General features: G+C 49.0%; 12 protein-coding genes. 5 read left to right on the top strand and 7 right to left on the bottom strand.

Annotated elements, in window-relative coordinates; translation table 11 throughout:
- Positions 1–115: 115 nt before the first annotated feature.
- Positions 116–892 carry an AraC family transcriptional regulator gene (locus ACL9RG_RS00225; protein WP_422790560.1) on the bottom strand — a complete coding sequence of 259 codons (777 nt, stop codon included), beginning with the start codon at positions 890–892 and terminating at the stop codon, positions 116–118.
- Between the two features lie 133 nt (positions 893–1,025).
- Here ACL9RG_RS00225 and ACL9RG_RS00220 point away from each other — a divergent pair, with 133 nt between their 5' ends.
- Complete coding sequence (locus tag ACL9RG_RS00220) at positions 1,026–1,934, top strand: DMT family transporter (protein WP_422790559.1); 909 nt, start codon at positions 1,026–1,028, stop codon at positions 1,932–1,934.
- A 63-nt stretch (positions 1,935–1,997) separates the two neighbouring features.
- On the opposite strand, the gene ACL9RG_RS00215 is transcribed toward ACL9RG_RS00220, so the two are convergent.
- Positions 1,998–2,846, bottom strand: coding sequence for a LysR family transcriptional regulator (locus ACL9RG_RS00215; protein ID WP_422790558.1), 849 nt, complete (start codon positions 2,844–2,846; stop codon positions 1,998–2,000).
- A gap of 169 nt (positions 2,847–3,015) precedes the next feature.
- Between ACL9RG_RS00215 and ACL9RG_RS00210 the strand changes: the two genes are divergently transcribed.
- Both ACL9RG_RS00210 and flk read left to right on the top strand, forming a co-directional pair.
- Complete coding sequence (locus tag ACL9RG_RS00210) at positions 3,016–4,542, top strand: MFS transporter (RefSeq protein WP_422790557.1); 1,527 nt, start codon at positions 3,016–3,018, stop codon at positions 4,540–4,542.
- Between the two features lie 209 nt (positions 4,543–4,751).
- The gene (flk, locus tag ACL9RG_RS00205; RefSeq protein ID WP_422790556.1) at positions 4,752–5,786 is read left to right on the top strand and encodes a flagella biosynthesis regulator Flk; all 1,035 of its coding nucleotides are present in this window, start codon (positions 4,752–4,754) and stop codon (positions 5,784–5,786) included.
- A gap of 20 nt (positions 5,787–5,806) precedes the next feature.
- Here the strand turns inward: flk and ACL9RG_RS00200 are convergent, their stop codons facing one another.
- The 4 genes from ACL9RG_RS00200 to ACL9RG_RS00185 form a co-directional block, all read right to left on the bottom strand.
- Complete coding sequence (locus ACL9RG_RS00200; protein WP_422790555.1) at positions 5,807–6,262, bottom strand: rhodanese-like domain-containing protein; 456 nt, start codon at positions 6,260–6,262, stop codon at positions 5,807–5,809.
- 72 nt (positions 6,263–6,334) lie between these two features.
- Entirely contained in the window at positions 6,335–6,970 is a 636-nt protein-coding gene (locus tag ACL9RG_RS00195) for an HAD family hydrolase (protein ID WP_422790554.1), read from the bottom strand.
- Positions 6,967–7,434, bottom strand: a complete 468-nt coding sequence (locus tag ACL9RG_RS00190; protein ID WP_422790553.1) for a nucleotide triphosphate diphosphatase NUDT15 — start codon at positions 7,432–7,434, stop codon at positions 6,967–6,969. The genes ACL9RG_RS00195 and ACL9RG_RS00190 overlap by 4 nt, the downstream gene beginning before the upstream one ends.
- Positions 7,431–8,699 carry an FAD-dependent oxidoreductase gene (locus ACL9RG_RS00185; RefSeq protein ID WP_422790552.1) on the bottom strand — a complete coding sequence of 423 codons (1,269 nt, stop codon included), beginning with the start codon at positions 8,697–8,699 and terminating at the stop codon, positions 7,431–7,433. The genes ACL9RG_RS00190 and ACL9RG_RS00185 overlap by 4 nt, the downstream gene beginning before the upstream one ends.
- Before the next feature lie 113 nt (positions 8,700–8,812).
- Here ACL9RG_RS00185 and ACL9RG_RS00180 point away from each other — a divergent pair, with 113 nt between their 5' ends.
- Positions 8,813–9,424, top strand: coding sequence for a TetR/AcrR family transcriptional regulator (locus ACL9RG_RS00180; protein WP_422790551.1), 612 nt, complete (start codon positions 8,813–8,815; stop codon positions 9,422–9,424).
- Between the two features lie 135 nt (positions 9,425–9,559).
- On the opposite strand, the gene fabB is transcribed toward ACL9RG_RS00180, so the two are convergent.
- Positions 9,560–10,783, bottom strand: coding sequence for a beta-ketoacyl-ACP synthase I (gene fabB / locus ACL9RG_RS00175; RefSeq protein WP_422790550.1), 1,224 nt, complete (start codon positions 10,781–10,783; stop codon positions 9,560–9,562).
- 169 nt (positions 10,784–10,952) lie between these two features.
- Between fabB and mnmC the strand changes: the two genes are divergently transcribed.
- The gene (gene mnmC, locus ACL9RG_RS00170; RefSeq protein WP_422790549.1) at positions 10,953–12,980 is read left to right on the top strand and encodes a bifunctional tRNA (5-methylaminomethyl-2-thiouridine)(34)-methyltransferase MnmD/FAD-dependent 5-carboxymethylaminomethyl-2-thiouridine(34) oxidoreductase MnmC; all 2,028 of its coding nucleotides are present in this window, start codon (positions 10,953–10,955) and stop codon (positions 12,978–12,980) included.
- Positions 12,981–13,195: the final 215 nt, after the last annotated feature.

Below are 13,195 nucleotides of genomic sequence, written 5' to 3'. Positions count from 1 at the left end.
GCAGAAGTTAGGAACAAAAAGTTAGAAACGAATCGAAAATAGAGAGGCCAGTATTCTGGCATGAATTACCCCGGTTATGCCCGAAATAATTGGCGTTGGGTCAAGGTCCTAAACCTTACTTCTGTTGTAAATAACGCTGGGGCGTTGTGCCAGAGAGTTGCACAAACATGGCGATAAAGGCCGACGAGGAGCTATAGCCAACATCCAAAGCGACTTGTTGTACCGTTTTTCCTTGCTCTAGTAGAGAAATCGCATACAGAAATCTCAGCCGCTGCCGCCATTCGCTAAATCCCATACCGAGCTGCTGCTGGAAGCGGCGCGCTAATGTCCGTTCAGTGGTGTAGATCTGGCTGGCCCATTGTGCCAAAGGCATATTGTTAGCCGGTTCTTTCTCAAGAGCCTCTAATATAGGTGCCAAGAGCTTGTCCTCAGAACCCGGCAGATAGTTGCTTTGACACGGTGATAGCAGAATTTGATCTAACAGCACCTGACATAAACGTAGGTCTGCCTCGGTTTGCGGTTCGTGCATATTACGGGCAAAGCAATCATCTGCAATCGCATTAAAGATGGGTGTTGGCGTCAATATGCAGGGTTCAACAGGCAAACCAAGGCTTAACTCGGCGGAGATATCTAATGCGCAAAAACGCGTAGATTTACGGTTGTGGCTAGAGTGCTTAATTCCCGCCGGTATCCAAATTGCCAATTCACTGGGGGCAAGATATCGCTGCCCCGCGACGGTCATCGACATCACGCCAGATTTGATACAAATGATCTGACTCCAGTTATGGCAATGTTCAGCATACTCAGTATTGGCACTGATCGTTTCGTCACGAAATAGCAGTGTTTTTGGCGCTTGTGTTGGCGGTTGTGAAAAGGATCGCTCTGGAGTCATTAGTTCTGTAATTCTCGTGTATATGACGATTAAAAATGTCAGAATGTCGCCTGTTTTTGTCTGTTTATCACTATATACAACAAATACGACAAAGGTACACTAGCGTCATTATTTATACTTGGACGAATCACTAATGAATTTTCTCTTCCCTCTGCTGGCGGTATTGATCTGGTCAATCAATGCAGTGGTCAGTAAAGCATCAGCCGGCGCTATCGATCCCGCCGCTATCTCTTTCTATCGTTGGCTGTTGGCCTTGATAACTCTGACACCTTTTGTGCTGCCGGGATTGCTGCGTAACGTAAAAGAGGTCAAAAAATACTGGTGGAAGTTATTAGTACTTGGTTTGTTAGGCATGGTGTTATTCCAAAGCCTGGCCTACTACGCTGCGCATACCGTTAGCGCACTCTTTATCGGTATTTTGACATCGCTTATCCCGTTGTTGACGGTATTAATTAGCCTCGTTGTGCTAAGTGTCGTGCCGACAGTCGGCATCGCCGTCGGAGGCATATTATCTTTAGGCGGGTTGATATGGTTGATTAGCGCAGGCGATCCAGGTCAGTTATTGCAGCACGGCATTGGTCACGGAGAAGCCATGATGCTTGTTGCCTCCGCCGCTTACGCCTTATATGGCGTACTGACCAAGAAATGGTCAATACCATTGCCTAACTGGCAATCGCTATACGTGCAGATTATGTTCGGCGTACTACTGCTGTTGCCTAATTTCTTGATGACACAAGATGTCCATCTTAATGCACAGAATATTCCGTTAGTTTTATTTGCCGGGATCCCAGCGTCTATTATTGCGCCGTTCTTGTGGATTAAAGGGATGCATCATCTGGGGGCCAATACGACATCGATCTTTATGAATCTGTCGCCAATCTTTACGGCCATTATTGCCGTGCTGTTCTTGCATGAACAGCTGCACAGCTACCATCTGATCGGGGGTGGCGTCACACTCTTTGGCGTTATTCTGGCACAACGCCTGCGTAAACCGCTGTATGCGTCGCGATCGGTTGCCGAAAAGACCGGCGCTGAACAATAAGCCAACACTCGCCGCCTTCTTAATAGTAGAAGGCGGTTTTCTTTGATAATCGATAAATGTCTCTTATTGCCGCCGCTGATTAAATTCACTAACGATAGCCTTGAGTACTTCTCGCGTTCGGCTATCCGATAGAGAAGAGTAAACCGCAATAGACGCCGCCGGTAGTTCAGGCAGACCATACTTAGCCCCAACATCAATGAGTCCGACTGGCGCTAGCCGGCGAGCGAACACACCAACAGCAAATCCGGCGGATATCGCCGCAATCACAGCCGGCGCGCCACCGCCAATAAAAACTTCTATCCAAGGCAGAGACGCTTGCTCTAACGCGTGTTTGGCCGGTGCTCTCTCTTTGCAACTAGGGGAAAGACTCGCGAGTGGCAAAGGCTCATTCACATCATGCTCAAAACTCGGAGCCGCGTACCAACCAAAATCCTCAGCACATAATAGGGTGCCACTCTGCCTATTATCTTCACTACGCGCGATAACAACATCGAGCAACCCATTGTCCGACGCCTCCAGCAGTTCCCTTGTACTATCGAAGCGTACTTCAATCAGTAACGTGGGGTCGATAGCCTTCAGCTTAGACAAAAGGCTAGGCATCTCCGGCCCCATCACATCATGGGCGATCCCCAGCGTAAACCGTCGGCTCACCGTTGACAGGCTGGCAATCGCTCGCTCATGCGCTTTAAGGAAATCTCGTGCAGGCTCAATGAAAAGCTCACCTTTCAAAGAGAGCCTAACCTGCCGCGGTGTGCGCTCAATCAGGCGCTGCCCTAGTTTTTCTTCAAGCCGCTTGAGTTTCACACTCAGCGCTCCCTGAGTGGTGCCTAATTCTTCAGCCGCTCGTGAGAAACTTTTTAAATCGGAGATGGTGATAAACGCTCTCACCGCGTCGACATCCAAGGTCAGCATGCGAACTATCCTATTTTGTTGTGACTGATATACGAAACCGCCTGGTTATGCAGTCAGTCAGCGAATGTTACGATAAATCCTTAATAGCTATGTCGCTAATTATTCGGTTATTAGCCGGGTTTAAGCAACATAATTTGCTGCCAGTTGACACCGTAGGGCTAGATAAAAAATGGAAATAGTTATCGTCAAATCATCTAGAAACAACATAGCACTTGCCGCCGTATGTTTATCAGCGGTTATGCTTGGGTTGGAGATTACTAGCATCCCTTCCATCCTACCCACGATTGAACGAGTCCTACCGGCCGATTTTAAGCAACTGCAGTGGATCATGAATGCTTATACGCTAGCAATGTGTTCCACCCTCATCGCGATGGGCGCTTTGGCAGATAGCTTCGGACGTAAACGCATTTTCATCATCGGGATCAGCGTTTTTGGTCTCTCATCTCTGATTTGTGGGCTGGCTTTCAGTGCTCCACTACTTATCGCTGCACGATTCTTACAGGGTATCAGTGCCGCTGGCATGCTTGCTTGTCAGGTTGCCGTGCTCTCCCATCAATATCGAGAAGGCAAAAATAGGGTGACGGCTTTCGCTTGGTGGGGAATTGTCTTTGGTTTGGGATTAGGGCTTGGGCCAATAGTCGGCGGAGCAATTATCGCGTTTTTAAGTTGGAAATGGGTCTTTCTAATTCATGTGGTGATTGCCATTATTACGGTGATACTCGCACGTATTGGCGTTTCGGAATCGGTCGATCCTCACGATGGCAAAACGGATATTGGCGGCATGGTGACATTGCCAATTGCCGTTTTTGGCTTAGTGTATCTGATTACTCAGGGCCAAACGTTAAGCCTTAGCAACCCGCTAGGGTTAGCAGTGCTTTGCATCAGCTTGAGTAGCTTGCTGCTTTTTGTCTTTATAGAAAATAAAGCGACACGCCCAATATTCCATTTAAAAGCCTTTCAGATCCGCAATTTCTCAGGCGCTCTGCTTGGGGCAAGCGGTATGAACTTCAGTTTTTGGCCGTTTATTATCTACTTCCCTATCTATTTACAATCCGTTCTTGGCTATAGCAGCGTCATGGCTGGCTTGACCGTGTTGGCTTATACCTTTCCCACGGTGATCGTACCGCCTTATGCTGAGCGTTTGCTGGTAAAACGAGGGCCTAAATTTGTTATTCCCTTGGGACTTTTAGTGATTGCAGGCGGCTTCATGTTTCTGCATCTGATTGCCATCAGTGACTATGCGAGTTGGATAACACTACTGCCAGGATGTTTACTGGCCGGCATTGGCCTGGGTTTAACCAATACCACCGTTACAAACACCACCACGGCTTCCCTGCCCCCTGAGCGCGCAGGCATGGCATCGGGTATGGAGTTCAGTGCCAGAATGATTTCACTCGCGATTAATATCGCCATTATGGGCTTTATATTACTCAAAGGCGTTCAGGCTGGGCTGACTCATTTAGCATCGGACTCGCTTTCCGTTTTAGATATTGCCAAGCTCGCTGATGTTATTGCAGCAGGCAACCTGAACGACGTTCAATCAGTCGGGATAACAGCCTCTGTTGCCCGGAATGCTCTAACCCATGGATTCGAATGGGTAACGCTTTATGGTGCAATTGCTCCGGCAATTTTGGCCGTTATTGCCAGATGGATATTTAGCAAAAAAAAGAAAATGGCCTGCCCCGCAGTAAACTAGACTCAACCTCGACAAATTGACATAAGACGCCATCATCCTCGATCAGGATGATGGCCTGCCCTTCATGAATAAAAAACCGTAATTTATCCGCCTTCATGCAGCATTCACTGTGTAGATCGCTGACAATTACAGGTATGATGTGCGGCATCTGCGCCCCGCGGTTTTATCTTATACGCGGTGTTTTACACCCCAATGAAGGACTGGTCATTATGCAACCTTTAAGTGGCCCAAGCTCGCCAGTTGGTAACAACCGGGCACAACCGAATGATCCAGTCCCTGCCGGCAATGCTGATAAACAACCGCTTAGCCCTGCCCAGCGCACAACGCTCGAGAAGCTGATCGTTAAACTTATCGCGCTGACGCCGATGAAATCTCCTGAGATCTGGGCCAATTTGCGCCACGATCTTGGCTTGCCACATGACGCGGAACTTAGCGCGTCGCAATTTCCGCAGGCCGAAAACCTGCTGCAAGGCAAACTTTCGCAGGCACAAAGCAGTCACGCGACCAGGCAATTGCTGCAACAACTCACCGAGCTGCTGCCGCAGGGTAATAATCGTCAGGCGGTGAGCGATTTTATTCGCCAAAATTTTGGGCATACCGTATTAAGTCAACTGAGCCACGAGCAGCTACAACAGGTGCTGGTGTTAATTCAGTCGCATGAGATGTCAATCCCACAACCTCAGCAAACACCGGTTACCGACCGCCCATTACAGCCAGCAGAACACAACAGCTTGCAGCAGTTTGTCACTAAGTTAAGTGCCGCGACTGGTGAAGCGCCTGCCAAGCTCTGGCACGCACTGTTTGAGTTAGTAGGGCTGAAAAGCGGCGAACCAATCCCTGCTAAACATTTCCAGCTGCTTAGCCAGTTTTTGCAGGTAAAAATTGCAGTTAATCAGCAAACGGCACCGACATTAACTAGCCTGTTAGGGGCTCTAAAACAGCCGGCAAGCAGCGAAGAAGTCCAGCAGCTCAGCCAACATGCACAGGCACAATTTAGCGCCACGTTAACCACCCCGCTCACGCAATATCAGGTAAATGAAATGATTAGCCTGTTATTCCGCCAACGGGTCGAACGTATGCCGCACGAGCACGATGAATTCACCGTTACCTCGCGCACTGTGCCACAGCCAATCGTTAATCCCTTGGTGGCGATGTTGCCCACCTCCATGCAGGCCATGGGCGGAAAACCGCTGATTGCGATTTCCATCATCGTGGTGATACTGCTGCTGTGGGCAATACTATAACCACACGCAATAACCAGCGTTTAATCACATCCACAATCTTGTGCGGCAAATTCGGTTGGATACTGTCCAACCGCGTTTCCGGTTGCTTGTGGATGACCATCTCGAATCCAGAAATCTAATCCGCCAATCAACTCTTTAACGCGAAAACCCAGTTTCGCCAATTTATAAGCGCCTTGCGTCGAACCATTACAACCAATGCCATCACAATAAGTGATATACACTTTGCTACGGTCAAGCTCGGCGGTGCTATGTGCATCCATTAAGCGATGCGGAAAACTAATAGCACCAGGAATATGCCCTGCCTGATAGTGCGCTTCTGAACGGGTGTCGATCACCACAATGTCACTAATTTGATGGCGCAGATCCTCGGCAACATCCCAAGCATCGGTATAAAAACTCAGCTTATTGGCTAAATAGACTTCGCTGATTTCAGCCGCAGGTGGCAATACGGCTAATACTTTAGATACATGGTTCATCAACACTCTCCTGGGGGATGGAAAACAGAGTTATCTTGGCATAACAAGCGTCTATTTATTACCCCAGGAATATTACCAGAAACTTGAACGGGCCAATTGGTAGGCATCCCACAGGTTATCGCCTTGATAACTGACTTTCGCCAGCGAAACGATACTGGCAGAACCGTTGATGGCGAGCGTATTTTGCATCATCTGGAAGAGGGGAATATCCGAACCAGAATCACCATACGCAACGCACTGTTCAGTACTAAGCTGCAACTGTTCAATAAACGCCGTTGCGTGAGTGATTTTATCCTCGGGTGTCAGGATATTTTCAGGCAGCGGTAGCGTTCGGAAAGGTAACGCTGGGAATATCGAGCCAACAACTCGATCGGCCCCTTGCGCTAACAAGTGATTGGCATAGAAATCAGGGGAAAGTGTAATAACCAGCGAATGCTCACCGCGAAGACGAATATCCGCAAAGACTTGGGGCAACTGTTGCATCCAAGGCGAGGCAGCAAAGACCTGCGCGGCTTGTTCTACCGTTAACGACTGCCATAATGCGCAAACGCCAGCGGCAAACTGCGCGGTGGTGATATCGCCCTGGGCGAACTGCACTTCCAACGCGTTTACCTGCGGTACACAATCTAATGCGCGGGCAATCTCTAAACTGGCGGTGCTGCCATGCAGCAGCGTACCGTCCATATCAAAGATGTGTAGTCGACTCATGCGCCAGCCGATTCAGCGACCGGATAAGCTATCCAACCCGGCGCGCTACGTTTATGTAACCAGAGTTCGATCAGTGCTTCTGTTGCTGGAAACAGATTCTGTGGCAGCGCATCGGGGGAGAACCAACGCCACTCGTCAAAGTTATGCGGTTCACAGACTTCAGTGACCAACTGACTCTCGGCTAATTTCAGCATCACACCGCCGGTCATCAGGGTTCTCGGCCCGGTTAATTGCATTGCAAAGCCAAACACCTCCCCGCCTTCATCCAGCGAGACACCGGCTTCTTCCTGCAATTCACGTCGCGCAGCCTGCGGTAAGGTTTCGTTAGGTTCAACGTGGCCGCCGGGAAAACACCAGCTTGGTGTCTCCCCTGCTTTAATACGATGACCTAGCAACAACTGACCATTTTCACGCGTAACTAACACCCCGACGCCGACAATCGGCGGGGCGATTTGCTTATTCATATTGTTGGTGATCTCAAGCTTTGTTCTACATTGGCAGCAGCATAATAGCCGCTGATCATCGCCGCGATAATACCACGGAATAATCCGCAGGCATCGCCAATGACCCAAGCCGGGTAATCACGTAGCTTCAAATCTTCATCCAACTGCGGATACCAGCCAACGCCTTCAAGTGTTGGGCCGATAAGCTTAGTTTGCGGATCGTTAATCTCTGGGAATTTATCCATCAGTTTAAGCAAGCCCTGACGCATAATTTCACTCAATTCATCGCCATACGTTTTTTGCAATTGCACCAAAGCCTCTGGCTCTTTCGCCGCCACAGATTGCGCGGAGATGCTAAAGCCAGACTCAGGATCACGCAACGCAGCAATCACTTGCGGTATATTTCGTTTAGCGATGTTTTCATCAAGAATACGAGTATTGAAACCGGCATTCGACAGATCGGTTGATGGGCCATCTGAGTGCCCAGAAACGGTCCACAATCCCTGTGTCCGGGTCATTACCGTTTCGCCGTCACGACACACGCAGAAAGTACGCCATTCAACGGTGCTATCCTCTGCTGAGAATTTTAATTTCGGATCAAGCTGTTTCATATTTCTGAAAAATGCTTTTTGCTTAGGCTGCTCAATCCTGAATCCGACTTCTAAACGACGGAAAGCCGCTTCTTGTTCATGTTCTACTATGGCGATCGGGGCAAAACGTCCCCCGGCTAATACCAATCGTTTAGCTTTGATCAGCACGGATTCTTGTTGTTTGCTTTCTAGCTTGATCAAAAATAAATCGAGCTGCTGGTCATAATGGTAAGTAACCAGTCGATGCTCAGAAATAATTTCAGCGCCGCAAGTGTTCACCAGTTCAGTCACTAAACTGACGCGTTTTTCCAGCGACAGATAATCCGAAGGATAATCTTTTAAGATCCACTCACCCTGTCCAACCGAAAAAGCATCTGGGTTTTCTGGATATGGTGGCGTGTCTAAGCCGTAGCTGCTCAAAACATCGCAAGTCCAGCCGTAGGCTTGTTTGAGATTGTCTTGAGCAGGTAAATGCCATAACGCACTGGCCGATGGGAAAAAGGAAAATTTACCATCAGAGAAAAGCCCGGCACCGCCGTGACCTTGTGTTAAATCAACTGCGTCGTCGTGTTTTCTATTCTCAATTGATGTACCTTCATCAATCAAAGCAACTCGATATCCATGACCTTTTATTCCCTGAGCGAAACTCAAGCCAGCAGGGCCTGCTCCGATGACAGCAACATCGTATAATTCCATGGATTGTCCTTCGATACCTATCAATGCTAAGTTAACTATAATTGATTATGAGATACGCTACGGAGCGTTGTCAATTGGCTGAGTAAGACATTATCAATATGGGAATCAAGAGCATGATCAATGACGATATGCCCAATCAGGATGTGCAACGTGGGCGACGTCGTAGCCATTCAGCGACGAAATTAATTCAGAAAGCTGCATTAGAATTAGCGTACGAACAAGGCATCAGTTATGCCACCGTTGAACGAATTGCAGCACGTTCCGGTGTAGCAAAAACAACTATTTACCGCCGTTGGCCCAACTCCACGGCCATTGTAATGGCGGGTTTTCTTGATGATATTACGCCATTAATTGCCTATAAGAAAAATACCACTGTCGTTGAAAGCATGATTGACAGTATGCAACGATTTTTAAAAGCCTTGGAAGGACCACGCGGTAAGCTATTACGCCATTTGATGGGCGCAGCACAGCATGACGCCGATCTGATGGAAATCTTTAGTAGTCAATGGATTGAACCACGTCGTCAACAGGGTAAGGCAACACTAGCTAAAGCAGTAGAAACCGGAGAGTTAGCAGCAGATACCGATATTAATGTATTGCTGGATTTACTTTACGGTGCGGTGTACTACCGGCTAACAGTTTCATTTACGCCATTAACGCCAGAATTTGTTGAGCAAAGCGCTCGGATTGTTTTTAAGGGTGCAGGCTTTAACGCGAAGAAATAAATCCCCCGATAGTAGCAAGTTACTTGGCAGTTATTACTGTTGTCGTACTGCTATTGCGTTTTTTTGGCGGGAAAACACGAAAAAAAACCCGCATTATGCGGGCTTTCTTATTATTAAAAATTTGTAGACGAACGATTAACGATCGTTTTTCAGCTTGCGCATCACCAACGTAGCGTTAGTGCCACCAAAACCAAAGCTGTTTGACATAACGGTAGTCAGTTCGCGCTGAGTAGGCTCAGTGATGATATTGATACCTTCTGCCGCTTCGTCGAGTTTCTCAACGTTAATGCTTGGCGCAATGAAGTTGTGCTCAGCCATCAACAGGGTGTAAATCGCTTCCTGTACGCCGGCAGCACCCAGAGAGTGGCCTGTCATCGCTTTAGTAGAAGACAGCGCTGGCGTGTTATCACCGAAGACTTCACGAATTGCACCGAGTTCTTTCACGTCACCAATTGGGGTTGAAGTACCGTGCACGTTGAGGTAATCAACCGGGGTATCAACGCCCTGCATTGCCATCTTCATACAACGCACTGCACCTTCACCAGAAGGAGCAACCATGTCAGCACCGTCAGAGGTTGCGCCGTAACCGACGACTTCAGCATAGATATGCGCGCCACGAGCCAGCGCATGTTCCAGCTCTTCAACCACGACCATACCGCCGCCGCCTGCGATGACGAAACCGTCACGATCGGCGTCATAAGTACGGGAGGCTTTTTCTGGCGTATCGTTGTAGCTACGGGACATCGCGCCCATTGCATCAAACTCACAAGCCATTTCCCAGCACAGCTCTTCGCCGCCGCCAGCAAAAACGACATCTTGCTTACCTAACTGAATCATCTCAACCGCATTACCGATACAGTGAGCAGAAGTTGCGCACGCAGAGCTGATTGAGTAGTTCACACCACGAATTTTGAACGGCGTTGCCAGACAAGCGGACACACCGGATGCCATTGCTTTGGTCACCATATAAGGACCAACGCCTTTCAGGCCACGCGGAGAACGCATCGCGTCAGAACCAGCAACCTGGTTACGCGGTGAACCACCGCCAGAACCTGCGATCAGGCCGGTACGTTCATTAGAAACCATTTCTGGGGTTAAGCCAGAGTCAGCAATTGCTTGTTCCATTGCCAGGTAAGCGTAAATAGAAGCATCACTCATGAAACGCACAATCTTGCGATCGATAAGCCCAGCGGTGTCCAGTTTTACGTTGCCCCAGACTTTGCTTTTCATCCCTGCATCTTCAAATTCTTGCGAGAAAGTAATCCCTGAACGTCCTTCTTTCAAAGACGCCAGTACTTCCTGCTGGTTGTTACCGATGCTGGAGATAATGCCCAGGCCAGTGATAACTGCACGTTTCATCTAATACCTCTTTTACTATTAACCATTCGGGATTTCGTCACGCACTTTAGCGTACAGTTGTACGCCGAACAAGTCCGATCAGCAAATCCTTACATAAATACATGAAATTTGCGCCTGCGCCATCAGCTCGTTAAACTTCCCGCATCGCCTTGAACTAAGAGAGTTTCACGTGGATCACTCCCCAATTCAGTCAGCCGAAATAAGTTGGAACGATCAGGGTACACCTGTTTCCCGACATTTTGATGACATCTATTTTTCGGATCAGGATGGTCTGCAAGAAACCCGGCACGTTTTCTTGAACGGCAACCATTTCCCACAGCGTTTTCACCAACATCCTCGCGCGCTATTAACCATTGCTGAAACCGGTTTTGGTACCGGCTTGAATTTTTTAACATTATGGCAAGCATTCGATAGTTTTCGGGCCGAAAATCCGCAGGCAATATTGCAACGCCTGCATTTTATCAGCGTCGAAAAATACCCATTATCGGCACTCGACCTTAAGGCAGCCTTAAACCAGTGGCCAGAGCTCGCGCCATACGCCCATAAATTGCAGCAACAATGGCCGTTACCTTTTGCCGGTTGCCACCGTTTATTACTCGATGATGGCCGTATTACGCTCGATTTATGGTTTGGCGATGTCACTACATTATTACCTGCTTGTGATATCAGCCTGCACCAGCAAATTGATGCCTGGTTCCTCGACGGATTTGCCCCCTCTAAAAACCCAGACATGTGGACGGATGAATTGTTCCGCGCGATGGTAAAAATGACCCGACAGGAAGGAACCTTCGCCACCTTCACTGCCGCTGGTTTTGTGCGCAGGGGGCTACAGCAAGCCGGGTTTAGTGTGAGTAAGGTTCCTGGGCACGGACGCAAACGCGAAATGCTTAGCGGAGTGTTATTATCCAATGAGCCACTTAACCACCCTGCCCCTTGGTATCATCGCCCTGCGGCTCAACACCCTGAAGACACGGCGATTATCGGCGGCGGTGTTGCCAGTGCGGTCTTAGCACTAGCGCTATTGCGCCGCGGCTACCGCGTTAGCTTATATTGTGCCGATGATGCCCCGGCACAAGGAGCATCGGGTAATCGCCAGGGCGCGTTATATCCGTTGCTCAGCGGTAGAGACGATACGCTTGAGCACTTCTTTGCTCATGCCTTTACCTTTGCTCGCCGCCAGTATCAACAGCTAGCAGAAAATGGCACGACCTTTGACTATCAATGGTGTGGCGTTAGCCAGATTGGCTATGATCCGAAAAGCCAGGGGAAGATTGATAAAATTGCTGCCGCTAACTGGCCTGAACAGCTGGCCACAGCCTTAACGCCACAACAGCTAAGCGAGTTAGCAGGCGTGAACTGCGGCGCAGGCGGCATCACTTATCCATTGGGCGGCTGGTTATGCCCAGCGCAATTAACCGCAGCGCTTATCGCACAGGCAGAACAACAAGGCCTAACCGTCCACTACCGGCATAAAGTCAGCGAGTTACGCCAACAGCAAGAGGGCTGGCAGCTGCATTTTAGCCATCAACAGACACAGGTACATGCCACGTTGGTTCTGGCCAACGGCGCGGATATTAACTTGTTTAGCCAAACCCAAATGCTGCCAGTTTATGCGGTCGGCGGTCAGGTCAGTCATATTCCGACCAATGAAACGCTAGGCGTACTCAAACAAGTATTGTGCTACGACGGCTATATGACACCGGTCAATCCTGCAAATCAGCATCATTGTATTGGTGCCAGCTACCGTCGTGGCGAAAGAAATACTGATTACCGTGAAGATGAGCAGCAGCAAAATCGCCAGCGATTGATTGATTGCCTGCCAAACGTCGACTGGCCAACTCAAGTCGATGTTAGTGACCAACAGGCACGCTGTGGCGTGCGCTGCGCCACGCGCGATCATTTGCCGATGATTGGCAGCGCCCCGGATTATCATCAACTGCTAGCCGATTATCAGAGTCTGCCGCAGGCCTTGCTTAAGCAGCAGGATATTGCCCCGGCGGCCAGTTATAGCAATCTATATTTGATGGGCGCATTAGGTTCACGCGGATTAAGCTCAGCACCATTAAGCGCCGAAATACTGGCAGCACAAATCAGCGGAGAACCCATACCACTTGATAGCGAGACGCTAGCCGCCATCAATCCGAACCGGATGTGGGTAAGAAAATTACTAAAAGGACGACCAGTAACGAACGAATGAGACTCATCCGCCCGAAAACCAGAAACTAATGACAACGTGTTGAGTTTTTTGGCGTTGATCTCGCCGTTGATTTTTAAGCTGTTGATCTTCGATAGCGGGAAGTCGCAACGCGACCCGACGAGCTTAAGCGTAAGGCGATCTGTAGTGATAAGCGACCGAATCTGCACAACACTGACATAATCAGCCTGATGAAGCCAAGCCGTTGCTTGGGCATA

The sequence above is a fragment of the Rouxiella sp. Mn2063 genome (assembly GCF_049319665.1).
In the GTDB taxonomy this organism is placed as follows: Bacteria; Pseudomonadota; Gammaproteobacteria; order Enterobacterales; family Enterobacteriaceae; genus JBMOUD01.
The sequence above is the reverse complement of the archived record's forward strand: the minus strand, read 5'-3'. Positions and strand labels throughout refer to the sequence as shown.